The sequence below is a fragment of the Alteromonas infernus genome, assembly GCF_902705815.1.
The window spans coordinates 231,712-256,757 of record NZ_CACSIG010000054.1 but is presented as its reverse complement, the minus strand read 5'-3'; the positions used below and the strand labels follow the sequence as shown (position 1 = coordinate 256,757).

The window sequence follows — 25,046 nt, the reverse complement described above, 5'->3', positions numbered from 1 at the left end:
ATCATAAACCGTTTGCATGGTGTTTTGACGCAAATTTAACCTATATTCTATAGGTGTTAGCGTAAATTGCAGCGAACTAAAAAGTTATGCTGCGTATTAAAACATAAAGCAGCGCGAAACGTTACGTGATTTTTTAGTCATCGTGCAAACTATAAACGACGAAAAGCGAGGTGATATCGTGGAGTTTAGTGTAAAAAGTGGCAGTCCAGAAAAGCAACGCAGTGCATGTATTGTTGTGGGCGTCTTTGAGCCGCGCCGCCTTACGGCAGTGGCAGAACAACTAGACGAAATCAGTGAAGGTTATATCAGCAACTTGTTGCGCCGCGGCGACTTAGAAGGTAAAGCGGGCCAAATGTTGTTGCTACACAATGTACCAAACGTACTCAGCGAACGCGTGCTTTTAGTCGGTTGTGGTAAAGAGCGCGAATTAGACGAGCGCCAGTACAAAAACATTATCGCGAAAACTATCCAAACTTTGAACGAAACAGGGTCAATGGAAGCGGTGTGCTTCTTAACCGAGCTTCACGTTAAAGGTCGCGATACCTATTGGAAAGTGCGCCAAGCGGTAGAAGCAACTGAAGACACGCTTTACACCTTTATGCAGCTTAAAACGAAAAAAGGTGAACCACGTCGCCCGCTGCGTAAAATTGTATTTAACGTGCCTACTCGCCGCGAACTTACCGTGGGTGAACGTGCCGTTGAGCATGGCCTGGCCGTTGCTCGTGGTGCCAAAGTAACCAAAGACGTGGCGAACATGCCGCCAAATATCTGTAACCCTGCGTACCTGTGGCAGCAAGCGCAAGAGCTGGCTAGCCAATACGACAGCGTAACCGCTGAAGTGGTGGACGAAACCCAAATGGCTGAGCTTGGTATGCAAGCGTATTTAGCTGTTGGCCGTGGTTCAGACAACGAAAGCATGATGAGTATTATGCATCATCGCGGTGGTCCCGCTGATCAAGCGCCAATTGTACTTGTAGGTAAAGGCCTTACGTTTGATTCGGGCGGTATTTCAATAAAGCCTGGCGAAGCCATGGATGAAATGAAGTACGACATGGGGGGGGCGGCAGGCGTGCTAGGTACTATGCACACTATCGCGGCGCTTAACCTGCCAATTAACGTTATTGGTGTATTAGCAGGCTGTGAAAACATGCCAGATGGCAAAGCGTACCGTCCGGGTGACATTCTAACTACCATGTCGGGTCAAACCGTTGAAGTGCTAAACACTGATGCGGAAGGTCGTTTGGTATTGTGCGATGCGCTAACCTACGTAGAGCGCTTCGACCCAGAGCTAGTGATTGACGTAGCCACACTAACTGGCGCGGCCATTATTGCTCTTGGTCACCATGCAACAGCCGTGATGAGCACGCACAATCCGCTTGCTCACGAGCTACTTAATGCATCAGAGCAAAGCTCAGATCGCGCATGGCGTTTACCGCTATGGGACGACTATCAAGAGCAGCTTGAAAGCCCGTTTGCCGACATGACCAACTTAGGTGGCCGCCCAGCGGGCTCAATCACTGCCGGTTGCTACTTGTCGCGCTTCACTAAGAAGTATAACTGGGCGCACCTTGATATTGCCGGTACGGCATGGCGCAGTGGTAAGAACAAAGGCGCTACAGGCCGTCCAGTGCCTATGCTGTCTCAGTTCTTAATGAACCGCGCTGATATCAAGTTAGAGGATTAATCATCCATGCCACAAGTGATATTTTATCAACTCACTGATAGCGACAATGGCGTGGCTGGCCGCGCCAGTGAAGTCATTGCGTCAGCGTTTGCCAACAAGCAAAAAATTAGCGTGCTGTGTGATACACAGGCGCAAGCTGAAGAAGTTGATGAATTGTTGTGGCAGCTGCCGGCTGACCGCTTTGTGCCTCACAACCTTTATGGTGAAGGGCCGCATTCGGGCACGCCGGTAGAGATTTGTTGGCAACCGCAGCAGGTAGCCAGACGACAAATGGTGGTGAATGTGGGCTCCGGTATGGTGCCTTCACCTAATCAACATCGTCAAATCATCGATTTTGTACCCGTGGATGAGAACGCCAAACAGGCCGCGCGGGTAAGATACAAAAACTATCAGCAAGCTGGATGCAACATGCAGTTTAAATCTGCATAACTCATTCGCGTTTAGCTTCAATTTGAGAGTGTGTAATGGATAAAACCTTCGAACCGCAGTCCATCGAGCAGCAATGCTACAAGTCATGGGAAGAGGCGGGTTTATTTAAAGCTTCAGGTAGCGGCGACCCTTATTGTATTTTGCTTCCGCCACCAAACGTTACTGGTAGCCTTCACATGGGCCATGGTTTCCAGCAGACCATTATGGACGCCTTAACCCGTTATCACCGCATGAAGGGCGACAATACGCTATGGCAAGTGGGTACTGACCACGCCGGTATTGCTACTCAAATGGTGGTAGAACGCCAACTTAACGCACAAGGCAAGACGCGCCACGACTTAGGTCGCGAAGACTTCATCAAGAAAGTGTGGGAATGGAAAGAGCACAGCGGCGGAACGATCACCGGCCAAATGCGCCGTTTAGGTACCTCTCCTGACTGGTCTCGCGAAGTATTCACCATGGACGAAGACCTGTCTAAAGCCGTAACTGAAGTATTCGTGAAGCTGCACGAAGAAGGGCTTATTTATCGCGGTAAGCGTTTGGTGAACTGGGACCCAGTGCTTCACACGGCGGTATCAGATCTAGAAGTACTGAACGAAGAAGAAGACGGCCACATGTGGCACATGCGCTACCCGTTAGCTGACGGTAGCGGTGAGCTAGTGGTAGCCACTACCCGCCCTGAAACCATGCTAGGTGATACAGCGGTTGCGGTTCACCCAGATGACGAGCGTTATCAACGCTTTATCGGCAAAGAAATTAAGCTGCCTATTACTGGCCGTTTAATTCCTGTGATTGCCGATGACTATGTCGACCAAGAATTCGGTACAGGCTGCGTTAAAATTACGCCAGCTCACGACTTTAACGACTACGACATGGGTAAGCGTCACAACTTACCTATGATCAATATTCTTACCGACGATGCGAAAATTAACGATGATGCGCCAGAAGCGTACCGTGGTTTAGATCGCTTCGATGCGCGTAAGCAAATTGTGGCTGATTTAGAAGCCCAAGGCTCGTTGGTTAAGATTGAGCCGCACAAGCTTAAAGTGCCACGTGGCGACAGAACGGGTGCGGTTATCGAACCATACCTAACTGATCAATGGTATGTGGCGGTTGAGTCTCTTGCTAAGCCGGCTATTGAAGCGGTAGAAAGTGGCGAAATTCGTTTTGTGCCGGAGAACTGGAACAAAACCTACTATCAGTGGATGCATAACATTCAAGACTGGTGTATTTCACGTCAGCTGTGGTGGGGACACCGCATTCCGGCGTGGTATGACGAAAACGGCAAGGTTTTTGTTGGTCGCACTGAAGAAGAAGTGCGTGAAAAGCACGGTCTTGGCAGTGACGTAGCACTTTCTCAAGACGATGATGTATTAGATACCTGGTTCTCAAGCGCGCTATGGCCGTTCGCGACCATGGGCTGGCCAGAAGAAACGCCAGATCTTGAAACCTTTGTGCCATCTTCAGTGCTAGTAACTGGCTTTGACATCATCTTCTTCTGGGTTGCCAGAATGATCATGATGACCAAGAAGTTCACCGGCAAAATTCCGTTTAAAGACATCTACATTACTGGTCTTATTCGCGATGAGAACGGCGATAAAATGTCAAAGTCAAAGGGCAACGTGCTTGACCCCATCGATTTGATTGATGGTATTGATATTGAGTCGCTAGTGACTAAGCGTACCGCAGGCATGATGCAGCCGCAGCTGGCTGAAAAGATTGCCAAGCGCACGCGTAAGCAGTTCCCTGACGGTATTCAGGCTTACGGTACAGACGCACTTCGCTTTACCTTTGCTGCTATGGCGTCAACCAGCCGCGACATCAACTTTGATATGGCCCGTGTTGAAGGCTACCGCAACTTCTGTAACAAAATTTGGAATGCATCGCGTTTCGTATTGATGAACACAGAAGAGCACGACACAGGTCGTGACGGTGGCGAAATGGAACTTAGCATGGCCGATCGCTGGATTTGGGCGAAGTTCCAACAAACCCTGGTTGAGTTTGAAAAGGCCCTTGAAGACTACCGCTTCGACATTGCTGCGCAAACGGTTTACGAGTTCACCTGGAACCAGTTCTGCGACTGGTACTTAGAGCTGACTAAGCCTGTGCTTAGCAACGATGCCAGCACCGACGCTGAAAAGCGCGGTACACGTCATACGCTTATCAACGTGCTTGAAAGCCTGCTTCGCTTGTTGCACCCGCTAATGCCATTTATCACCGACACTATTTGGCAGCGCGTTGTGCCACAAAGTGCGCTTAAGGTGGAAGAGGGCGCAAGCATTATGGTTCAGGCATTCCCTGAGGTTGATGCTGCAAAACAAGACGATAAAGTGCTTGCTGATATCGAGTGGGTGAAGAAGTTTATCGTAGGTATTCGTAATATCCGCGGTGAAATGGACATCTCGCCAAACAAACCGCTTAACGCGCTGCTTAAAAATGTAAGCGACGAAGACGCTCGACGTCTGGATGCAGCTAAAGCGTTCCTAGATAAGCTTTCTAAACTTGAAACCGTAACTATTTTGAAAGACGGTGAAGAAGCACCAGCCAGCGCGACAGCGCTTGTGGGCGAGATGGAAATTCTTATCCCAATGGCAGGGCTTATCGACAAAGACGCAGAGCTTGCTCGTATTACTAAAGCCATGGAGAAAATCGAGAAAGATGTCTCTCGCACTCGTGGCAAATTAGGTAACGAGAAGTTCGTAAGTAATGCGCCAGAAGCGGTTATTGAAAAAGAACGCGGTAAGTTAGAAGAGGGCGAAAAAGCCCTAGCCAAACTTAAAGAGCAGTTCGACACCATAAAAGCGCTGTAAGCCATTACAGTGAAGTAAACGCGAAAAAGGTTGCCAACCAAGGCAACCTTTTTTTGCTTTGTTATTTTCCTAGCTGCTGAAAAAAAAAGCAGCACAACGTTTAGTTCGCTATTTAACGATGTTGCATAAAATAGCGGTGAATACCTACCTTTCCGTCTTCACAAGGTATCGCCTGAGCATGCCAATTAACGATTTCTGCTTAATCGGCTTTGTTAAGTAGTCGTTCATACCGGCATCCATAGCACTTTGCCGGTCTTCTTTCATGGCATTTGCTGATAGGCCAATAATCGGAACATCAGTAAAGCCTCTCTCTCGAAGTTGACGGGTCGCTTCATATCCGTCCATTACCGGCATTTGTACGTCCATTAGCACGAGGTCGTATTGAGGTGCGTTTTCTAGTTTTTGTACCGCTTGCTTCCCGTCTTCGGCAATGTCAAAAGTAAGCCCTAGGTTAGTAAGCATTTCACCCGTAACGAGTTGGTTAATATTATTGTCCTCTACTAGCAATATGTGGCCTTCAAGTGGGGTTTCTTCAGCTTCCTCATTAAAGTGTTGGCCCTCGTAATTCGAATCTTTAGAGATAACCTGGTTCACAAAGCGCTCAAACTGCGCAGGCGTAAAAGGATGCATGATTAACGGGCCTTTCCAAAGCGTATCGTATTTAGCTTGTAATGCGCTACCTGCACTTTCCATGACAAGCCCCACAGATTTACCTGTGTCGAGTAGACTGTTTAGCCAGCTAATGTTCTGTCTAAAGGCACTAAACTCATGGATATCCACAATAATATAGTCGGGTAAAGAAGGAGTGTTTTGCGCCTCTTCAAGCGTCAGTACATTCTCGCTCGAAAGCTGAATTTGCGTACAATAAGAGGTGGGCAGTAAGGGCGCATCAGTCACATACACGCTACCAACAGGAAGTTGAGGCGTTTGTTCTAATACGCCAGGCTGGTTTTTAAATGCTCTAAGCGGAAGGTTTACCTCGAAGGTGCTGCCTTTGCCCATTGTCGATGACGCATCAATTCGGCCGTTCATCAGTTCAGTTAATTGACTTACAATCGCAAGCCCTAAACCGGTTCCGCCGTATTTTCTGTTGGTAGAGCCATCAGCCTGAGTGAAAGGTTTGAAAATCTTGTCTAACTGAGACTTACTCATGCCGATACCCGAGTCGGTAATACGCATAGTAAGGTTAAGGCGGTTGCCTTTTTCATTCAGCGTCCCGTCGAAGGCTATTTCAATGCGTCCTTGCTCGGTAAATTTCACTGCATTGTTGCCAATATTCATAATGATTTGTGCAATGCGCAGAGGATCACCAATGACCTGAGGCGGGAGCATAGGGTTAACGTTAAAATGAACCGATAAGTTCTTTTCTTTTGCGCGCAGCGCAATCACGGCTATCAAATTATCGAACAGTGAATGTAAAGAGAAGCTCACCTCTTCTATTTTCAGCTTACCAGCCTCTATCTTGGAAAAATCCAGTATGTCGTTAATTACACTAATAAGAATTTGCCCTGAGTATGCCGCTTTATCAAGGTAGCCCCTTACAGTGGGCGATAGCTCTTGTTGCTGAGCAAGTTCAATTAGCCCAATAATGCCATTCATGGGCGTTCGAATTTCGTGGCTCATGTTCGCAAGGAATATGCTTTTTGAGGCAGTCGCTTTCTCTGCTTTTATTTTTGATTCAGTTAACGCTTTATTTAAGCCCTCTAACTGCGAGTTCATGCTACGCGATTCATCTAAGAGCTTTTCGGTCTGGCGGTTTTTGTCGCTGAAAACAAGCGCTGCTTTGGCAAGCTTACCTATTTCGTCCTTGCGCCTGCTTCCCGGTATATTAGATATCTGAACGCCTTTAGAAAGCTTATTGAACACTTCTGTAATAGAGCGTATGGGTTCAAGAATTCGAAATGTGGAAAAGAGTGCGGCAGCGAGTGCGAGCAAAATAGCGATAAATGAAAAAAGCTCGCCATTGCGCTGAGTTTGTTCGGCAGTTTGATAGGTTCGCTTGGTTATTACCTCAGAGTCGGTACTGACTTTTTTCGCGAGTTCTCCACTAAGATAAAGAAACTCGTTAGCAGAGCCGGCCATAACAACATTGACGAGAAATAAATTCCCCTGGGTTATTTGCGTTAACTTAAAAAAGTCGTTCTTTATTCTATCGGTAAGGCGTTCAATTCTTTGCGTTAGTTTTTGTTCCGAGGAAAGGTTTAACTCTTTGAGTGAGTCCGCAGCTTCGTTGAAGGATTTTATGTACTGCATGTCAGGCTTCATCATATATTTCAACATGGCATTTTCGGCTCGAACCAGTGTTATTTTTGCCTCTTCTACCATTGCAGGTGACACTTTTCCTTGGGTTTGGGCGTCGTTCAGGGTTGCCTCGAGCGCCGTTATATCTGAAAGGGTCCCCCTTGCAACTAAGTTGTCTCGTTCTGAGCGCGCGTCGACAACCTGTGTGAAGTTCTGTTGATAGGCATTAAGGTGCTCTTTCATCCTCGTAAGGATATAGTTTCCATCTTGCAGTTCGCCCGTTTCATCAACCTGTGCCAGCTTATCGAGTTTCGCGTTAATGGTTACCATGAGTCGACTAAACCGCGTTATTGCAGATTTGCTGGCATTTTCTTTAAAGATAAGTACGTTGCGCTGAAGGTCTACCACATCACGCTCTAACTCTTTTACTATACCTACGTCGTTGACGGCTTTTGAGGCAAAAGAAATCCCCTCGTTCAGCACCTCTTGGTTTTTTCTCGCAATGAAACCTTGCACTAATATTAAGGTGATCAAAGCAAGAAATACCGTGATAAGCTGTATTCGAATTGACGATAACATGTGAGCTGTCGAGACCTTATTTTATTTAGCGAATGGCCAATTTTGTAGATTTAAGCGGTAATAAACTCGTACCACTTCTGCAAGCTATATTCATAGGTTGGCATAACCGTATTCCAAACCGCAACGTTACTGAGTCGCGATTCATAGCTGCCCCCCGTTCGCTGTGCTCCCTTTTTAACGCTTATCTTGCCATCGGTTCCTTTTAACGCTTCCGAGGCAACCTTTCCTTCGTACCAATAGTTCCACTCTGCCTGTGATAAATATTTCGCTGAGCGCTGTGGATTTGAGATGTAGTAACCCTGTCTGGCGATAAACGCGCCTGGCCAGCCAGAAAGCCACCAGTTCATGTATTCATACGCAACATCTTTCATTCTGCCATTCGTTGCCGAGGATAAACACATTACGCCGTGCCAGCCGCGGTACCCTTCTTTCGGTGCCGCGAATGTAACGGGGATATCTTGACCGTTTAGTGCAGATACTGCGGGCGAGAACATACTTTCTATGGCAACACGACCACTTTTCATAAATTCTACAGATTCGGGCACCGATGTCCAAAAGCCATTAAAGTGGTTTAACTGGGTTAGCTCGATAAGGAGATTAAATAAGTCATCGAGCTCGTATTCAGTCATAGCTCCTATATCTTGAAACTGCATGAAGCCTTTAGCTTGGGCTGCTAACGCCAAGTCGAACAAGCCAATGGTTGGGTCGTTTACAATGCCTACTTTGCCAGAGTAGCGGCTGTCTAGTAACCACCCCCAGCTTTCTTTTTGACCTTGAAGTTCGGTAGGGAGATTCGACGTATCGTAGCCGAAAGAGTCTACATTGTGAACGTAGGGTAGAAAGCTTATGCCATCAGTGTGGTTTTCGCCTAACGTGCCATCATCTTGAACGTTTAATATTTTATGTGGCGCATCGCCTGCTCCCATGCGCGCATTTCGGGTTAGTTTTCCGGTTTTACTTAAATCGTTAATTTCTTCCCAATATTGAAGACGCTTTTTTTCAATTGGCTGAATGGCACGGGCTCGCCATAATACGTTTATGCTATTAGACCACTGCTCATATAAATCAAATGACGTTGGGATCATGGAGGCTTTTTGTAGGACGGCAGCACTGCCTCCGGGTTCGAACACTATGTTGATACCTAAGTCTTCCATAGCGCGCTGGCGAATAGCCTCTTGAAGAGTTACGTGAGTACCCATTACCCGCAAGGTGGGTTTCGCTTTGCCGATGGCAAATGGCGTAACGCCTGCCGTTAAACCTAAGGCAAGACCGCCTTTCAATAAGGTTCGGCGACCAAGAGAGGCGCTGTTTTCGCTATTGGATTTTTCAGGCATATGCGTACGTCCATAATAAACGATGACCTGTGTTTATTCTGGCATCTATTTCATAGAGTTACCAAAAAATGTTCATGGAAAGTTAAAAATAGAAATTATTTTGACACATCTGGAAACACTTCATTGTTCGCCAAATTCGACCTTTTCCATTATAAAGATATCAAAATGATATCAAAGGTAAGTGCTATGCAAGAAAAGAGTGGGTTTTCAATAAATGGATATTTGATGATTGGCGTACTGCTACTGGCGCAAAGCGCTGCGTTCTTCTATGCGGTGGGAGGGAATGCAGAAGCCGGTGGAGTGCTAAGCCTATTAGTAGCTAGCTTGTGGAGTGGTTTCTTTATGGTTCAGCCAAATCAGGCCAAAGTGATGACCTTTTTCGGCAGCTATGTAGGTACGGTGTCGGATGTGGGTTTACGTTGGACTATTCCATTTTTTCGCAAAGTAAATATCTCACTTCGCATTCGTAACTTTGAAAGCGCAAAAATTAAAGTGAATGACAATCAGGGTAATCCTATCGAGATTGCATCCATAGTGGTGTGGAAAGTAACAGATACCGCTGAAGCGGTATTTGATGTTGATGATTACGAAAGCTTTGTAAGAATACAAAGTGAATCGGCTATTAGAAATATGGCGAGCAGTTTTCCGTACGATCCGCGAGACGACGAACAAGCAGAAGTGGCGCTTCGCAGCCATCCACTAGAAATATCAGAACGCCTACAGCAAGAAATACAGGCTCGTTTAGCCAAGGCGGGCATAACTATTCTAGAGTCTCGTATTAGTCACCTTGCTTACGCACAGGAAATAGCCAGTGCAATGTTACAACGACAACAGGCATCGGCTATTGTTGCTGCACGAAAACAAATTGTTGATGGGGCGGTAGGAACCGTAGAAATGGCCCTTCAACGTTTGAATGAAAAGGGTGTAGTTGAGCTTGATGAAGAGCGCAAAGCAACGATGATAAGCAACCTTTTAGTCGTCCTGTGCGGCGATAAATCAACGCAACCTGTGATTAACACAGGCACAATTTACTAATTCACATTTGTATCTAGCGCGTCACAATGGCGTACTGCGGTGTACTGCGGTGTACTGCGGCGTATAAGGTTTTTGTTTTGGCAAAGAAAAAAGCGTATCCACTTAGGATAAATGAAAATGTGCTTGCCGCCATGGAACGGTGGGCTGCCGACGATTTACGCAGTGTAAATGCACAAATAGAGTATGTGTTAAGGCAGGCATTAGTCAGTCACGGGCGAGTCAAACTTGTTGAAAAAGTTGTCGTAGAAGTTGAAGACGTGGCCACTTCAATTCACTCAGATGACAGCACACAAAATTAGTTACAGTCTCTAAACCTCTTGCATGCCCCCATTTTGCTTGTTCACCGTAGCGTTTGCGGGGCATTGCTTTCTATAGAGTAGGTAGCGACATGCAGAATGCAAATTCCTCTCCGCCAATTCGTCCTATGCAATCTTCAAGACGAAATAGCTTTTACATGGTTTGTGCAACAGCCACAAGAACATCATCACCGAATGCATGGCCAAATTGATCATTGATCGATTTAAAATGATCGACATCTGCGATACCAACTAACATCGCCTGTTTATTTCGGCGGGCAAGTGGAAATATATTCATTTGAACCCAAAAAGGCTTACCTGTTTTTGTGTAGTTAAGCAGTGTTTCAGTACATGGTCGGTGCTCAAGTAGCGCTTGCCTTATGCGCTGAGTCGCCTCTTTGTCGGTAAGTGTGCCTTGAAATATTCGCGGCGTTTCACCAATTAATTCCTCAAGCGTATATTCTGTATGCCCGCACAGTGCTTCAGTGACTAAAATCATATCCTGTGCGTTTGGCACGATATCTTTATAAGAAAAGTTGTTTACTTTTTTCGTAATATCGACGAAGTAAACCACTACAAATGACGGCGTCTTGCCATTGACTTCATACTTCTCTGGGTAGGCATTGACGCTAAGCCATGTAATCTGGCCCGTTTCATGGTGGGTTTTACCTAATATCTGTTCATTAATAGCACTACCAGCGTTTAATACCTTGGAAATGGGAAGTTCGCTGTACGGTACGATTTTGCATATCTGTGAACTCCCAAGCGTCCACATCCAAACTTTTTTCTTTGAGTTGCTCTATGTTTAGGTTAATAAGTGCCAACGCCGCAGGGTTAGCGTACTCCACGGCACCTGATTCATTGTGAATAACCACGCCAATGTGCGTATTTTCCAGAAGATTAAACAAGTTAACATTGTCGATGCTCATAGCATTACACCAATTGAAAGCGTCAGTATGTACTGTTTTTTATGGGTACATTGGCGAATCAACGTTAATTGATAAAGAAGGTTTAACTTATATAACAGACTTTAGTGTAAGAAATAGCCAAAAGCTGTGTCTTGGCACAGCTTTTTTTAAAAAAACATTCGCGTTTGTAGCGGTTTATTAAAGACGCGCTGTTGGGGCTCTGCGGATAAGTGCAATGCCGCTTAGCAAGCACAACGTAAGAAAGGTCCAAGTACCGCCATGTTCCTCGACGATGACAATCGTGTCCTCTTGAACAAATTCGTGGTTTTCACTTTCAAGGGGAAGGTAAGCCAGTGCGCTGTCATCATAAGGGTCGGTAAAGGCGACAAGCATTTCAGTGTCCGCATCATAAAGCTCTAATAAAATATCGTACTCGTCCGACGGGTAGCCAGAGACTAACGCACTTTCTATGGTAAAAGTGTCGGTAGAGTCTTCTGAGTAGATGTAGAAATCTGAAGTGACGTGAATGGCTTCATAGACATCATTCTTGCCTAAATACAGTACGGCGTACACTGGCGCTCGAGTGAAAATCGTATCGGCATCAAATTCGATGGAAAATGTTGAATGATAGCCATCATAGTCGATGTCCTGACTTAGCGTTACCCAGCTTTCATAAATCCAAAACTCGTTAATACTGCTTACCACGATATCGCTAGAAGATTTATTTACGCCGAGATGCTGCGTATGTGTTTGGGTTTTGACTAAGTGAGTGCTTTGTTGTGTGGCTTCATCAACACGTTGTGATACTGCCTCGTCGCTCTCTACAATGCCTGTGGTTTTAGGCTCAAGAGAAGCTGAAGGAGTAAAGGGCTTATCGTAACGATACTCTTTCGATTCAACGGTCTTAGTTTGTGGTTCAAGTTCGGTACTTGCATGCACAGGTGTAACGAGTGCTAGATGCAATGCCGCCACAGCAGGGTATGTGGTTAGTGCACAAAGTAAATTCTTCATCTGTCCATCCTTTTCCAATCGATAATGACCCTGTCATTGTTGACGGAAAAAGATGAACAAAAGCTGAAGGCTAACTTAACGCTTAATCAGCAATCGGGTGTAACCCAAGATGGTTAATCGTTCAGGTGATGTTCCTCTTCCTCATACTCATCCTCTTCGCGAGGTTCAAAATAGGTTCCCCAGCCGTCGTAGGTAACGTCGTGCTTATCGGCAATTTTGAGCAGCGCGTCAGCGTCGGCATTGAGCTTTTCAATATCAAGCTTTCTTTCTACCACGGCATCGAAACAAAAAATGGTTTCGCCATCATCTAACATTAACTCTTCTGCATCAGTGACTTCAAAGCCCGCTTTGAAGGCGTCGACGGCGGCTTTTTCAAGCACGTCAAAGTCGGTACTCGCGAAGTGATGCTCAATGGTATAGTCGGCATCGGCTTGACTGCCATCTTCTAGAAGGGCATCGATGGTTTCTTGGTTAAACGCGTACCACTCTTCTCTTTCATCGAACTGATTCATAATAAATACTCATTAGCAATTTTGACGCAAGTTTACCTGCTTTTTTCCAGTTCATCGACCTGAGTATTGAGCGCGTCGAACTTTTGTTTCATTTCATCGTTGAAATGGGTCATCCATTCTTTAATGGTATGCGCGTCGGTAAGCGGCTGAGGAGCTGCAATATCAATGAGCACAATGCCATTATCCCAGCGATTCCATTTTACTTTTTTATGTAGGTTGCTTGCAGTAACCATAACTACGGGTTCGTTAGTGGTTTTTGCTAACCGGAAGGCCCCTTGTTTGAAAGGCAGTATTCCACGGCCATAACTGCGCGTACCTTCTGGAAATAACCACACTGACGTCTTCTTTTTCGCAATACGTTTAGCTGCAATATCCAGCGTATTTCGGGCTTTACCTGAATTTTTTCTGTCTATCATTATATTGCCCGATAGCCAGTAAATTTGACCAAAAATAGGTATCCACTTAAGGCTTTTTTTGCCTATTGTTACCACACCCGGTAGGGCCGCTTTGCATATGGTGATGACGTCAAAACTATTTTGGTGATTAGCAATAAATACATAAGGTTCGTTAATTTTTACGGCAGGATCTTTTCTAATAATAATCTTAAGCCCAACGATTTTCGCCATTAGCGAATATAGGCTACCTGCAGCATGCACATTATCTTTATGAAATGGCCTTACAATACAAACAAGCAGCAACACGATGTTTATTAGTAAGAATCCGATAAATAGTGCGGGGATGCGGAATAAAGCGATCAAAACAACTCCTAGATACAATTGACGCGCGCAGTATAGATGAAGTTTCAGCGTACACTTGTCCGATGAGTTTTTATAGGTCTATTGATGCATTCGGTCATAAGTTGAAAAAGTCGTTGTGTTTATCACCTTTAGTATGAGGAAATTTTGCCGATACCCGATTACAATAATAGAAAGCTTAAGCGAACCTAACTCGGTAATTAACAATATGCAGACATTTACTCCAGATGACCTAGAAGAGGATATTCTTACTGACCTAATGGAGGAAATTAACGAACTCTATGAATCAAGTGAGCAAACGTTGATTGAGTTAGAGCTTCGCCCTGAAGATAACGAGTTGCAGCGCGCGCTTTTCCGTTCAATTCATACCATTAAAGGCGATCTGGGGTTAGTTAACTTCTCGCCTATGATCCCGCTTCTACAGCATGTTGAAGACCTACTAGACTACCTTCGCAAAGGGCAGGTTGCCTATACCAGCACCATGAGTGACTTAGTGCTGCTAACGATGGATAGGGTAAAAGCCTTCGTTGAAAATGTCATGGCCAATGGCAAAGCCGACTATGATGATAGCCTTCATAATCAGCTCGTCTTAGCAATTAGCCGAGTCACGCCTGATAATGCCGCTGATCATGAAAAGCGCCTTACCGAAGCAGTGCTTTTACTTAACCCCGCACTTGATGTTGTAAGCAGCGACGACGACCCGCAACGTGTTCAAATAAAGCCACCAACCTTAGCGGCTACAGGTATTCCAAAAGATATCAGTAGCGAGAAAAAACAAGATATATTGTTCTTTCGCGATCTAATGCAATCGATAGAGCGTCGATCAGACTATTGGGCTGGTAGAGGTGATCGTATTGCGAAATTGGCGATGTATATAAATGATGTGGCTGAAAATCCCATTGATGAAGATCAGCTTGCTGTTGCCAGCTATGTCCATGATTTTGGCATGGCCTTTATGCCGTTGAAACTACTGCACAAAGGCGACACGTTAAGTGAGATTGAGTTTAATCTTATGCGCTCTCACGTTTACAAAAGTGCTCGGCTATTGGAACACCTGGACCAGTGGGACATGGCACGCAAGATTGTGATGCAACACCACGAGCGCACAGACGGCACTGGCTATCCCCTTGGCCTTAAGGAAGACGATATCTGCGATGGCGCCAAACTACTTGCCATTGTTGATACCTACGATGCAATGACACATCCAAGGGCGCACAATGAAGATAACGTACTATCTAAGAAAGACGCAGTGATTGAAATTAACCGCAGCGCAAAAGGGCAGTTCAGTATGAAGTGGGTAAGGCTGTTTAATCAGGCTATGACGGCGCTTTTAACTAAAGGGCAGTAAACGCTGCCCTTTGGTTACAATTTGAATTAGGTGCCAATTGACTTGTTGGCTATCTTTAATTGCTGCCAAATCAAATTCTCGAATCAAGCTGTATTTCGTTGCAGAGTTGCTGTTCTTTTAATTCCCAACAAAGTGGCACTGTTTGTCTTTTGGGGTTACTCAGCGCCATTTTCAGTTTATCGAAGCTTGCATAGGTAACTGGTTCTCCCTCAAACTCTGTGATGATACTGTTGACTGAAATTTTGGCGGCATAAGCGCCGGTATCTTTAGCAACATCTAAGACAATGGCACCTTTGGAGTGGGGGAGCAAGCGAAGGCCAGAACGATCTGCGCCAATAAAGGAACTAAATTGCTTGCTGGGTTGATACCACATACGTCTTTGAGAGAAATCAAACACAGTGTTAAAACGTTTTAAAACTTGATTGCCCAGTACTCCGTCGCTTCCTTCCTGAGGATTGCTACCGTCAAATCTGAAGTAGGTAGGTAGGTGTTCAAACGTCACGTCGCCAAAAGAGAAGTGAGAAAGTAAACCCACAAGGTTGGCCGAATCCCCTTTAATTCCAGTACTAGTTGCTGCAAAGGTTTTATCTGGCAATGCAAAATGGCCATTTTGGGCGAATAAGCTTAATGTTCCTGTCGAACCTGTATCCAGCATGAGTTTTACCGATCTTAGGCTCTTTTCATCGTGTATTGTCGTGGTGAAGTAGGGTGTATTGCTTTCTACATGCATTGCCATTTCCTGCCACTGCTCAGTGCCATAATGCGCTCTGCTGCTATCACCTGGTTTGGTAATTACTAGTACCTTAGCGTCGTGGTTTATCTCTACAAGACAACAATTAAAAAAATCAGCGCCAAGTACACCGTCGAAATAGGTTTCATCTACACTGCGAAACGGCATTGCAGATGTTGGTGCGTAAATGACCGATAAGTCAGCGATAGAAAAACCACCTAATTGAATATGAGTGTCATGCACGATGTAAGCCGTTGGTGCTTTTCCGCCTCCAGATCCCCCTATTGTAATTGGCTTGTTCGTAGATAACTTAAGTGCATTGGTTTTATTAGTTTCGGTTATGACGGTGGCTGCTGCGCCCGAGTCTAGTACGAAAGTGAATGGTATGGTTTTATTAACTGCCACATTCACCAAAATGTGGTCATTGAGCATAGTAAAAGGTACCACGGTTCGAGTAATGGCTTCATCTATAAATTCTTTGTCAACGTTTTTGCCTTCGCTCTGCCAAGCGATTTTCGCATTCTCATTTTTCCACTGAAAGGCCGCCATGTCCCAAATACGACATCCTGACAGACCAATGAGCACAGTCGTAACCAGTACCCAACGCAGACAACCGCGTTTAAAGCAAAAATGTGGAGTTTCATTAGTGTGATATATCATGTTAAGTGCCTCGTCGTTTTTATTAAGTGTAAAAGAAAATAATTATTGTTTTGCAGTAATTATTGTATGTTTTGTAATAAAATATTTCTGTCTTACGGAGTTTTTTTTTGTGTTGTGGTACGCGGTGGCGTACACTGCTCTAAAAAGGACAAGAAGAGCGCGCCATGCAATCTATAGAAAATCTAAAACGGGTTAGTCACGTTACTCGAATGACGCTGTATGCTGTTGTAGGCATTTTTTTAACGATTGCCATTTACGGCTTTATATCACAAGGGCAGTGGTGGGTGACCTTTGGAGACAACCAATTTGACGCCTTGTGGCATCAGTACAAAGAATCACATTTCTTATTAGCAGTAGTCTTCTCTCCTTTGATGAGTTGCTGGTTGCTTGGATTCTATTTTCTTCAGCGCCTTTTACTTGCACTAAGCAGAGGGCTTTTTTATGCAAAAGCCACGTTACGTTTCTTGAAATACGTATCTTGGATTACGGTTTTTTATGTCTGTTATAAAATGATAGTTGCGCCTGTGGCCACTTACCTAGTGGTATCCAATAGTTCAATCGATATAAGTCTTAACCCCATAACAATAATTATCGTGTTGTGCTTACCAGTGCTAGTTCACTTATTTAGCGCTGCCGCCGAGCTAGATAAAGAAAACAAAGAGATTGTGTGATGCCTGTTCTTGTAAACCTTGACGTTATGATGGCGAAGCGCAAAATTCGCTCTAAAGATCTGGCAAAAAAAATTGGAATAACTGAGGCAAACTTGTCGCTATTGAAAAGCGGCAAAGTTAAAGGCGTTCGGTTCACAACATTAGAAGCAATTTGTCTCCATCTACAGTGCCAACCTGGCGATATACTGGTGTATGAAGATAAGTAAAGGAAATTAAAAAGGGCACGCAAGTGCCCTTTTTGGGAATTTATGCGTTAATTCACGCCGAGTTCCTTGAGTTTACGGGTAAGAGTATTTCTTCCCCAACCTAAACGCTTCGCGGCATCTTGTTTGTGGCCGTGGGTGTGTTGAAGTGCCCGCTCAAGCATGACACGTTCGAAAGTCAGCATAGCGTCGTTAAGGATATTGTGATGACCATCGCGAAGTTGTTTGTCGGTCCAACTTGCTAATAAGTCTGGCCAATCACCTGATTCTGCACTTGGTTTTTCAATCGAGCTATCGCTGTGGATTTCAGGAGGTAGATCGCTGGGAAGGACCTCTTGCCCACTCGCCATAACCGTTAGCCAGCGGCATACGTTTTCTAGCTGCCGTACGTTACCGGGCCAAGGTAGTTGAGACATTACGCGCTCAGCGTCTTTCGATATGCTCTTGGCTTCCACATCAAGTTCTTTGGCTGCGCGGCGCAGGAAGTGGCGTGTTAACAGCGGAATATCTTCGCGGCGTTCGTTGAGTGATGGAAGATGCACGCGAATAACATTTAGGCGGTGAAATAAATCTTCCCTGAATTTACCTTCAGCAACCCTTTGTTCTAAGTTTTGGTGTGTGGCGGCGATTATGCGCACGTCCACACTTACTGACTGATGACCACCCACGCGATAAAACTGCCCATCGGCCAACACGCGCAAAAGGCGAGTTTGCACATCAAGGGGCATATCACCAATTTCGTCTAAAAATAATGTACCGCCGTCGGCTTGTTCAAAGCGGCCTTGGCGGGCGGCTTGTGCGCCGGTAAACGCGCCTTTTTCGTGGCCAAATAACTCAGACTCTACAAGGTCTGCTGGAATGGCGGCCATGTTAAGGGCGATGAAGGGTTTGCTGGCTCTGGGGCTGTGCCTGTGAAGAGCGTGCGCGACGAGTTCTTTACCCGTACCCGATTGACCGTTGATAAGCACGCTGATTGAAGAGCGAGACAGGCGACCTATGGCACGAAACACTTCCTGCATGGCAGGGGCTTCGCCAATAATTTCCGTTACCACGTCTTCGACTTGCGCTTTGGAAACCGTGGATTGCTCTCTGGAATGAGCAAGCGCGCGCTGGGTTAACGTTACCGCCTCGTCTATATCAAATGGCTTTGGCAAATATTCAAATGCGCCTTTTTGATAGGCGTTAACCGCGCTATCTAAATCCGAATGCGCCGTCATAATGATAACAGGCAGCATGGGGTGCGAAGTATGCACTTCGTTCAGTAATGTCATGCCGTCCATTTGTGGCATTCTAATATCTGAAATGATGACTTCAGGTGCTTGACCGCTTTGAAGTTGAAGCAATAAATCTTCAGGGTTTTCAAAACTTAAGCAGCTTATATCTGCTGCTTGTAAGGCCTTTTGCAGCACCCAACGAATAGAACTGTCGTCATCGACAATCCACACAGACTCATTCGTCATCGTCTGTCTCCTTACGATCTATTGGTAGATAAATTACGAACTCAGTGTGACCAGGGTAGCTGTCTACATCTATTTTGCCGCCGTGGTGGTTAATAAGGGTTTGTGAAATAGACAAACCCAGCCCAGAGCCATTTTGTTTACTTGTGACCATGGGGTAGAAAAGCGTGTCTTTGATTTCGGGAGGTATACCTGGGCCGTTATCAATAATTTTTATTTTCGCGACAAGTGCATACCGTTTGGTTTGAATTGTCATTTGGCGCTCAATACGTGTAACCAACCTAATTTCTGGATGTGGTGTTTGACTTTCGTTTAGCGCCTGTACACTGTTGCGAACAATGTTGAGAACCGCTTGTTGAATCATGTCTGGATCAAGCAATAACGGGGGGATACTCGGGTCGTAATCGCGCACAATAGTAATCGGGTTGTCTGAGTCAAAGCGCATCAAGCTACGTATTTTCTCTAACGCTTGATGTACATTGCTTTCTTCAAATCTAGGAAGTGAATTTGGCCCTAATAAACGGTCCACCAAATTGCGCAAACGATCAGACTGCTCAATGATCATGCGGGTAAATTCTTTATGCTCTTCTGATAGCTCTTTTTCTAACAGCTGGGCTGCACCACGAATTCCGCCTAACGGATTTTTAATTTCATGAGCCAGTCCTCGCACTAGCTCTCGAGCAGCATAATGCTGTGCATTTTGTAGGTTTTCCCGTGAGATACGCTTTTGTTGGTCAATTTTTTTAACTTCAAAAAGCAGTCTAGGCCCGTCTTCGAAATGTAAGTTCGTCACCGTGAGGTCGGCAGATACATAGCGATTATCTCTGAACGCTAATTTAATTTCATTTTCTGTAAAGTCTTCGCCTTTTCTTATTGCGGCTTTTAGGCGCGTTGTTTCTATTGTGCCTGGCAGAAAAAAATCTTGAAGAGGGTGCCCGATAAGTTGCTTTAAGCCCGTTTCAAACAAGGCTTCGCCAGCATGGTTGGCGTAAACAATAGTCAGCTTATTATCCACCATCACTAACGCGGTATTAAGGCTATTAATTAGCTGTTGTGTCTCTAACTCGGTTGAATGCATCCGAGCTCGTCTCCTTTGCACCATTATTGTGCATTGTAGCTTGCATTGATGCGTTGCGCGAATGAAAGAGGTCAATGAATTATTGTCACTGAACCTCTGTGGTGCGCTTACAAAGCAGTGATTGCACGCTATTAGTTATTAATTAACGCTGATGCCTGATGAAGGTACAGGGTTTGTACTGGAGACGATGCAAGAGTCTTGCCCGTATTGTTAGTTAGTTCAACTTTATAAGTATGTGCCCCACGATGGATACCGGATAGCTTAAAAATGCCAGAACTGTTGCTAGCTATTGGGGCGTCGTCAAAAATTAATCGGTAAATTGGGGCTTTAGGTGCACCAGTTTGAGCCGCTGAAATGGTGAGATCACCTAGGTTGTTGCGGATGGTCGCTTCGGGGGCCGGACTTTTTATTACCACCTTATACTTAGGCTTTGGGGCTTTCTGGGGCGCCGGCGGGGGAGGTGGAACCTTCGCTGCCTTTACAACATTCTGTGTTTGACCATCAAATGATAGGGGCTCTGCGTTTGGCTGAGGTTTATCGGTAAAGGTAATAACGCCGTTCTCATCCACCACTTTGTAGATTTTTGGTGGCATGTTTGACGGTGTCGCGGAATCGCTGGAATTTATTTCGTCATCGGGTCGTTCTGACGCTTGCTGGTCATTGGCTTGGTTTTGCGCTGCAGAATAAACGTTAAACGGTAAATTGCCCGAGGTTAATAGCAATAATATGAATAATATCTTTCCCGTTTTATTTCGCACGTGTGGTTTACCTGTTCGCGATAGTCATAAGTTTTAGCCTTATTTCCACTGAAGGCCTTAAGTATGACGACAGTGGGCTAGTAACTAACATAGTGTGAACAAGCTTAGAGTGCAATAGCTACTACACGCAGAAGTAAATTACGTAGGCGCTGATACAGTCAATTGATCTTATAGTGCAGCAAAACGTTGAGTAAATATTAGGCTCGAAAACGTAGTTGATAACTAGCAGCCATAAAAAAAGCCCGCAAAGCGGGCTTTAGTATAAGTTGCTATACAGGGTGTAATTACACGCTGTAGTACATGTCGAACTCAACAGGGTGAGTTGTCATGTTAAGTTTAGTGACTTCTTCAGACTTAAGGTCGATGTATGCATCAATCATGTCGTCAGTCATAACGCCACCCGCTTTAAGGAAGTCACGGTCGTTATCAAGTGCTTCAAGTGCCATTTCTAGCGAGCTTGCAACAGTTGGGATTTCAGCCGCTTCTTCTGGTGGAAGGTCGTATAAGTCTTTATCCATCGAGTCGCCAGGGTGGATCTTGTTTTTGATACCGTCAAGGCCAGCCATTAGCATAGCAGAGAACGCTAGGTAAGGGTTAGCTGTTGGGTCAGGGAAACGTACTTCAATACGACGCGCTTTATCGCTAGTTACGTGAGGAATACGAATTGATGCAGAACGGTTACGTGCAGAGTATGCAAGCATTACCGGCGCTTCGAACCCAGGAACTAGACGCTTGTATGAGTTAGTTGAAGCGTTAGCAAAGGCGTTGATTGCACGTGCGTGCTTAATAATACCGCCAATGTAGTAAAGTGCTTCTTCAGAAAGACCAGCGTACTTGTCACCCGCGAAGATGTTTACGCCATCTTTAGAGATAGACTGGTGGCAGTGCATACCAGAACCGTTATCACCAACAAGTGGCTTAGGCATGAAGGTCGCAGTTTGGCCATATGCGTGTGCTACGTTGTGCACAACATACTTATAAACTTGAATTTCATCCGCTTTTTTAACTAGCGTGTTGAATTCGCAAGCAATTTCGTTTTGACCCGCTGTGGCTACTTCGTGGTGGTGAGCTTCAATCACAAGGCCCATTTCTTCCATTACCATACACATAGCAGCACGAATGTCGTGTGCAGAGTCTACTGGTGGTACTGGGAAGTAACCGCCTTTAACGCCTGGACGGTGCGCCATGTTACCGCCTTCAAACTCTTCACCTGAGTTCCACTTGGCTTCTGATGAATCGATCTTGTAGAACGAGCCTGCCATGTCAGTGTGGAAGCGAACATCGTCGAAAAGGAAAAATTCTGGCTCTGGGCCGAAGAAACATGTGTCGCCGATACCTGTTGATTTCAAGTATTCTTCTGCGCGACGTGCAACAGAACGTGGGTCACGCTCGTAACCTTCCATTGTTGAAGGCTCAACGATGTCACAGCGAATGTTTACCTGAGTCTCTTCTGCGAAAGGGTCTACAACGCAGCTGTCTGCGTCTGGAAGAAGAACCATGTCTGATTCGTTGATGCCTTTCCAGCCAGCGATTGAAGAACCGTCGAACATTTTACCTTCTTCGAAAAACTCTTCATCAACAACGCTCGCAGGGATAGATACGTGTTGTTCTTTACCTTTAGTATCGGTAAAACGTAAATCTACAAACTTCGCTTCACTTTCTTTAATCAGCTCTAATGCCTTATCTACTGACATCGTGTCCTCCAGGTTTAATGTAAAAATGCGGAATGATCAGCTTCACTCCAACAGTGGAAAAAGTGAAAGCGATTATCATGCCATCTATATGCATGCCGATTTCAGCGGCATAGACAGGCATATATCACTTCCTTTTGAAATATTCTGCACCATAAATGTGCAATCACGCTCTTTTTTAGGTGCCTTGTAAAACTAGGTGGGTTAAAGTGATAAAACTTGCTTCTAATTAAAAAAAAGATGCGCAAACGTCGTGGTTTTTCTGTACAATCCGCGCAAATTTTTCTATCTGCATTTTTTTGCAACAAATCTAATGCAGACTTATTCGATTCCCGAATTAAGTTGGCATCGATTTACACAGGCTCTATATAAGCATGAATACCACTGATATTAGTAAATTGCGTAATATCGCAATCATCGCCCACGTTGACCACGGTAAAACCACCTTGGTAGACAAACTGTTACAGCAGTCTGGCACCCTTGAATCGCGAGGCGAGCAAGAAGAGCGCGTAATGGACTCGAATGACATCGAGAAAGAACGTGGCATTACCATCCTAGCTAAGAACACAGCGATTAACTGGAACGACTACCGTATCAACATTGTAGATACTCCAGGACACGCTGACTTCGGTGGTGAAGTAGAGCGCGTTATGTCAATGGCCGACTCTGTACTTCTACTTGTAGATGCACAAGAAGGTCCAATGCCTCAAACCCGTTTTGTAACTCAAAAAGCGTTTGCTCAAGGCCTTAAGCCTATTGTTGTTATCAACAAAATTGATAAGCCAGGCGCACGTCCTGACTGGGTTATGGACCAAGTGTTCGACCTGTTCGACAACTTAGGTGCAACAGACGAGCAGCTTGATTTCCAAGTTGTATACGCTTCAGCGCTTAACGGTTGGGCGTCACATGACGCTGATGAGCCAAAAGAAGATATGACGGCGTTATTTGAAACCATCGTTGAACAAGTTTCTGCTCCAGATGCAGACATCGACGGTCCTTTCCAAATGCAGATTTCTCAACTTGATTACAACTCATACGTTGGCGTAATCGGTGTTGGTCGTGTTAAGCGTGGGTCTGTTAAGCCTAACCAGCAAGTAACCGTGGTGACTGCTGAAGGTGAAAAACGCAATGGTAAAGTTGGTCTAGTTTACGGTTATCTTGGTCTAGCTCGCCACGAAGTTGAATCTGCTCACGCGGGTGACATTATTGCCATTACAGGTCTAGGCGAACTTAAGATCTCCGACACGATTTGTGATGTGAACACTGTAGAAGCGCTTCCGCCACTAACGGTTGATGAGCCTACCGTAACCATGACGTTCCAAGTAAACACCTCACCATTTGCTGGTAAAGAAGGTAAATACGTAACTTCACGTAACATTCTTGAGCGTCTTAAAGACGAGCTAGTACACAACGTTGCGCTTCGCGTAGAAGAAATGCCAGATCCTGATAAATTCCGCGTGTCTGGTCGTGGTGAGCTTCACTTAGGTATTCTTATCGAGAATATGCGTCGTGAAGGTTATGAACTTGCTGTATCTCGTCCAGAAGTAATCCTTAAAGAAGTTGATGGCGAAACGCAGGAGCCGTACGAAACACTGACTATCGACTGTGAAGAGCAGCACCAAGGCTCTATCATGGAACAGCTTGGCCTTCGCAAAGCTGAAATGACAGACATGTCTCCAGATGGCAAAGGTCGTGTACGTATCGACTTCGTTATTCCAAGCCGCGGCCTAATTGGTTTCCAAACTGAATTCATGACAATGACGTCGGGTTCTGGTCTGCTTTACCACACGTTCGATCACTACGGACCGTACAAAGGCGGTATCATTGGTAAGCGTAAGAACGGTGTTCTAATTGCTAACGCAAACGGTAAAGCACTAACCAACGCCTTGTTTAACCTTCAAGAGCGTGGTCGCCTATTTATCGGTCACGGTGTAGAAGTTTACGAAGGTATGGTTATCGGTATTCACAGCCGTGATAACGACCTTACCGTAAATGCACTTAAAGGTAAGCAGCTAACGAACGTTCGTGCATCGGGTACTGATGAAGCGCAAACTCTAGTTCCACCAATCAAGATGTCACTTGAACAAGCGCTTGAGTTCATCGACGATGACGAACTAGTAGAAGTTACGCCTGAGTCTATCCGTATTCGTAAGAAGCTTCTTACTGAAAACGAGCGTAAGCGCGCGTCACGAGCGCCTAAGTCTTAATATAAAACAAGACAAAAAATATCATTTTAAAATGCCAGCTTATGCTGGCATTTTTTGTTGAGCTACTATTTTGCATTTAGGGCTATATAGGGCCACAACGGCCCAAATATCGACCAAAGGTTAGTGGTCAAACTCTCGTATGACTTCTATGCTTACATCTGCAAGTTCAATTGATTTAATTCATTATCTAAGTCGTTGTATGATAGTGAATAACTACTAACTTTTAAGGGGAAAAACGTGTTTTCAGTAGCTGTAGTTGAAGATGACCCTATTACACTCGACCTTATCACCGATGCGTTGGAAACGCAGTTAGATGCTACCGTGTACCCGTTTACCCGCAGCAAGTTCGCTAGAGACTTTTTACTCCAACAAACGACAGATTCCATAAGCCTTATCATTAGCGACCAGGTAATGCCTGACTATGACGGGTTAAGCTTATTAAAAACTTGTCAAGCGTATGGCTTAGACGTGCCCTTCTTACTCATTACCGCAGACCCTAATAAGGAATTAGTGATGGAAGCCCGTAAATTGCAAGTGACCGGATTTTTAGCTAAACCTTTAAATATGGATGAGTTAATTCAAAAGTCCAAAGATGCAGTATCACAAGCGAGTTAGTTATACGAGGTACATGGATTCGCCTCTATTTAAG

General features: G+C 45.1%; 22 protein-coding genes. 10 read left to right on the top strand and 12 right to left on the bottom strand.

Annotation, left to right across the window (positions count from 1 at the left end):
* Nucleotides 1–178 precede the first annotated feature (178 nt).
* Genes pepA through ACX5J7_RS13755 form a run of 3 tightly spaced genes read left to right on the top strand, consistent with a single transcriptional unit; the run spans nt 179 to nt 4,923 of the window.
* Nucleotides 179–1,684, top strand: a complete 1,506-nt coding sequence (gene pepA, locus ACX5J7_RS13765; RefSeq protein WP_020744189.1) for a leucyl aminopeptidase — start codon at nt 179–181, stop codon at nt 1,682–1,684.
* A gap of 6 nt (nt 1,685–1,690) precedes the next feature.
* Nucleotides 1,691–2,113 carry a DNA polymerase III subunit chi gene (locus ACX5J7_RS13760; protein WP_020744188.1) on the top strand — a complete coding sequence of 141 codons (423 nt, stop codon included), beginning with the start codon at nt 1,691–1,693 and terminating at the stop codon, nt 2,111–2,113.
* A 35-nt stretch (nt 2,114–2,148) separates the two neighbouring features.
* On the top strand, nt 2,149–4,923 hold the full coding sequence (locus ACX5J7_RS13755; protein ID WP_498707334.1) for a valine--tRNA ligase: 2,775 nt from the start codon (nt 2,149–2,151) through the stop codon (nt 4,921–4,923).
* A 144-nt stretch (nt 4,924–5,067) separates the two neighbouring features.
* On the opposite strand, the gene ACX5J7_RS13750 is transcribed toward ACX5J7_RS13755, so the two are convergent.
* Both ACX5J7_RS13750 and ACX5J7_RS13745 read right to left on the bottom strand, forming a co-directional pair.
* Nucleotides 5,068–7,743: a response regulator gene (locus ACX5J7_RS13750; RefSeq protein WP_278383201.1), complete on the bottom strand. Its 2,676-nt coding sequence runs from the start codon at nt 7,741–7,743 to the stop codon at nt 5,068–5,070.
* A gap of 50 nt (nt 7,744–7,793) precedes the next feature.
* Nucleotides 7,794–9,077 (bottom strand): ABC transporter substrate-binding protein, encoded by a 1,284-nt coding sequence (locus tag ACX5J7_RS13745; RefSeq protein ID WP_015067927.1) that lies wholly within the window; start codon nt 9,075–9,077, stop codon nt 7,794–7,796.
* Nucleotides 9,078–9,263: 186 nt separating this feature from the next.
* Here ACX5J7_RS13745 and ACX5J7_RS13740 point away from each other — a divergent pair, with 186 nt between their 5' ends.
* Nucleotides 9,264–10,112, top strand: a complete 849-nt coding sequence (locus ACX5J7_RS13740; RefSeq protein WP_015067926.1) for an SPFH domain-containing protein — start codon at nt 9,264–9,266, stop codon at nt 10,110–10,112.
* Nucleotides 10,113–10,189: 77 nt separating this feature from the next.
* Nucleotides 10,190–10,411 (top strand): type II toxin-antitoxin system antitoxin, encoded by a 222-nt coding sequence (locus tag ACX5J7_RS13735; protein ID WP_015067925.1) that lies wholly within the window; start codon nt 10,190–10,192, stop codon nt 10,409–10,411.
* Between the two features lie 151 nt (nt 10,412–10,562).
* Here the strand turns inward: ACX5J7_RS13735 and ACX5J7_RS13730 are convergent, their stop codons facing one another.
* From ACX5J7_RS13730 to ACX5J7_RS13710, 5 genes are all read right to left on the bottom strand, one after another.
* Nucleotides 10,563–11,183, bottom strand: a complete 621-nt coding sequence (locus tag ACX5J7_RS13730) for a PAS domain-containing protein (protein WP_287151919.1) — start codon at nt 11,181–11,183, stop codon at nt 10,563–10,565.
* Nucleotides 11,101–11,337, bottom strand: coding sequence for a PAS domain-containing protein (locus ACX5J7_RS13725; protein ID WP_052326910.1), 237 nt, complete (start codon nt 11,335–11,337; stop codon nt 11,101–11,103). The genes ACX5J7_RS13730 and ACX5J7_RS13725 overlap by 83 nt, the downstream gene beginning before the upstream one ends.
* A gap of 177 nt (nt 11,338–11,514) precedes the next feature.
* A complete protein-coding gene (locus ACX5J7_RS13720; protein WP_287151916.1) occupies nt 11,515–12,327 on the bottom strand; it encodes a choice-of-anchor H family protein in 813 nt (270 codons plus the stop codon).
* A gap of 113 nt (nt 12,328–12,440) precedes the next feature.
* Nucleotides 12,441–12,839 (bottom strand): ribonuclease E inhibitor RraB, encoded by a 399-nt coding sequence (gene rraB / locus ACX5J7_RS13715; protein WP_287151914.1) that lies wholly within the window; start codon nt 12,837–12,839, stop codon nt 12,441–12,443.
* A gap of 32 nt (nt 12,840–12,871) precedes the next feature.
* Nucleotides 12,872–13,597 (bottom strand): 1-acylglycerol-3-phosphate O-acyltransferase, encoded by a 726-nt coding sequence (locus ACX5J7_RS13710; RefSeq protein ID WP_015067923.1) that lies wholly within the window; start codon nt 13,595–13,597, stop codon nt 12,872–12,874.
* Nucleotides 13,598–13,802: 205 nt separating this feature from the next.
* Here ACX5J7_RS13710 and ACX5J7_RS13705 point away from each other — a divergent pair, with 205 nt between their 5' ends.
* Nucleotides 13,803–14,942: an HD-GYP domain-containing protein gene (locus ACX5J7_RS13705; protein ID WP_474375904.1), complete on the top strand. Its 1,140-nt coding sequence runs from the start codon at nt 13,803–13,805 to the stop codon at nt 14,940–14,942.
* 70 nt (nt 14,943–15,012) lie between these two features.
* Here the strand turns inward: ACX5J7_RS13705 and ACX5J7_RS13700 are convergent, their stop codons facing one another.
* Nucleotides 15,013–16,332: an aspartyl protease family protein gene (locus ACX5J7_RS13700; protein WP_287148909.1), complete on the bottom strand. Its 1,320-nt coding sequence runs from the start codon at nt 16,330–16,332 to the stop codon at nt 15,013–15,015.
* Between the two features lie 164 nt (nt 16,333–16,496).
* On the opposite strand from ACX5J7_RS13700, the gene ACX5J7_RS13695 reads away from it, so the two are divergent.
* Together ACX5J7_RS13695 and ACX5J7_RS13690 are read left to right on the top strand one after the other, a co-directional pair.
* A complete protein-coding gene (locus tag ACX5J7_RS13695; protein WP_278385093.1) occupies nt 16,497–17,003 on the top strand; it encodes a DUF2975 domain-containing protein in 507 nt (168 codons plus the stop codon).
* Complete coding sequence (locus ACX5J7_RS13690; protein ID WP_157317188.1) at nt 17,003–17,209, top strand: helix-turn-helix domain-containing protein; 207 nt, start codon at nt 17,003–17,005, stop codon at nt 17,207–17,209. The genes ACX5J7_RS13695 and ACX5J7_RS13690 overlap by 1 nt, the downstream gene beginning before the upstream one ends.
* 47 nt (nt 17,210–17,256) lie before the next feature.
* Here the strand turns inward: ACX5J7_RS13690 and glnG are convergent, their stop codons facing one another.
* From glnG to glnA, 4 genes are all read right to left on the bottom strand, one after another.
* A complete protein-coding gene (gene glnG, locus ACX5J7_RS13685) occupies nt 17,257–18,666 on the bottom strand; it encodes a nitrogen regulation protein NR(I) (RefSeq protein ID WP_015067921.1) in 1,410 nt (469 codons plus the stop codon).
* A complete protein-coding gene (gene glnL, locus ACX5J7_RS13680; RefSeq protein ID WP_012519621.1) occupies nt 18,656–19,741 on the bottom strand; it encodes a nitrogen regulation protein NR(II) in 1,086 nt (361 codons plus the stop codon). Before glnL ends, glnG begins: the two co-directional genes overlap by 11 nt.
* Nucleotides 19,742–19,872: 131 nt before the next feature.
* Nucleotides 19,873–20,499, bottom strand: a complete 627-nt coding sequence (locus tag ACX5J7_RS13675) for a DUF4124 domain-containing protein (protein WP_015067920.1) — start codon at nt 20,497–20,499, stop codon at nt 19,873–19,875.
* 284 nt (nt 20,500–20,783) lie between these two features.
* A complete protein-coding gene (gene glnA, locus ACX5J7_RS13670; RefSeq protein ID WP_015067919.1) occupies nt 20,784–22,193 on the bottom strand; it encodes a glutamate--ammonia ligase in 1,410 nt (469 codons plus the stop codon).
* A 371-nt stretch (nt 22,194–22,564) separates the two neighbouring features.
* On the opposite strand from glnA, the gene typA reads away from it, so the two are divergent.
* A complete protein-coding gene (gene typA / locus ACX5J7_RS13665; RefSeq protein ID WP_012519617.1) occupies nt 22,565–24,397 on the top strand; it encodes a translational GTPase TypA in 1,833 nt (610 codons plus the stop codon).
* Nucleotides 24,398–24,634: 237 nt separating this feature from the next.
* Entirely contained in the window at nt 24,635–25,012 is a 378-nt protein-coding gene (locus tag ACX5J7_RS13660) for a response regulator (protein WP_012519616.1), read from the top strand.
* Nucleotides 25,013–25,046 lie beyond the last annotated feature (34 nt).

Coding starts and splice junctions, on each gene's coding strand:
- ACX5J7_RS13760 (WP_020744188.1), top strand. CDS start 1,691: ATGCCACAAGTGATATTTTATCAACTCACTGATAGCGACAATGGCGTG.
- ACX5J7_RS13755 (WP_498707334.1), top strand. CDS start 2,149: ATGGATAAAACCTTCGAACCGCAGTCCATCGAGCAGCAATGCTACAAG.
- ACX5J7_RS13750 (WP_278383201.1), bottom strand. CDS start 7,743: ATGTTATCGTCAATTCGAATACAGCTTATCACGGTATTTCTTGCTTTG.
- ACX5J7_RS13745 (WP_015067927.1), bottom strand. CDS start 9,077: ATGCCTGAAAAATCCAATAGCGAAAACAGCGCCTCTCTTGGTCGCCGA.
- ACX5J7_RS13740 (WP_015067926.1), top strand. CDS start 9,264: ATGCAAGAAAAGAGTGGGTTTTCAATAAATGGATATTTGATGATTGGC.
- ACX5J7_RS13730 (WP_287151919.1), bottom strand. CDS start 11,183: ATGTGGACGCTTGGGAGTTCACAGATATGCAAAATCGTACCGTACAGC.
- ACX5J7_RS13725 (WP_052326910.1), bottom strand. CDS start 11,337: ATGAGCATCGACAATGTTAACTTGTTTAATCTTCTGGAAAATACGCAC.
- ACX5J7_RS13720 (WP_287151916.1), bottom strand. CDS start 12,327: ATGAAGAATTTACTTTGTGCACTAACCACATACCCTGCTGTGGCGGCA.
- rraB (WP_287151914.1), bottom strand. CDS start 12,839: ATGAATCAGTTCGATGAAAGAGAAGAGTGGTACGCGTTTAACCAAGAA.
- ACX5J7_RS13705 (WP_474375904.1), top strand. CDS start 13,803: ATGCAGACATTTACTCCAGATGACCTAGAAGAGGATATTCTTACTGAC.
- ACX5J7_RS13700 (WP_287148909.1), bottom strand. CDS start 16,332: ATGATATATCACACTAATGAAACTCCACATTTTTGCTTTAAACGCGGT.
- ACX5J7_RS13695 (WP_278385093.1), top strand. CDS start 16,497: ATGCAATCTATAGAAAATCTAAAACGGGTTAGTCACGTTACTCGAATG.
- ACX5J7_RS13690 (WP_157317188.1), top strand. CDS start 17,003: ATGCCTGTTCTTGTAAACCTTGACGTTATGATGGCGAAGCGCAAAATT.
- glnG (WP_015067921.1), bottom strand. CDS start 18,666: ATGACGAATGAGTCTGTGTGGATTGTCGATGACGACAGTTCTATTCGT.
- glnL (WP_012519621.1), bottom strand. CDS start 19,741: ATGCATTCAACCGAGTTAGAGACACAACAGCTAATTAATAGCCTTAAT.
- glnA (WP_015067919.1), bottom strand. CDS start 22,193: ATGTCAGTAGATAAGGCATTAGAGCTGATTAAAGAAAGTGAAGCGAAG.
- typA (WP_012519617.1), top strand. CDS start 22,565: ATGAATACCACTGATATTAGTAAATTGCGTAATATCGCAATCATCGCC.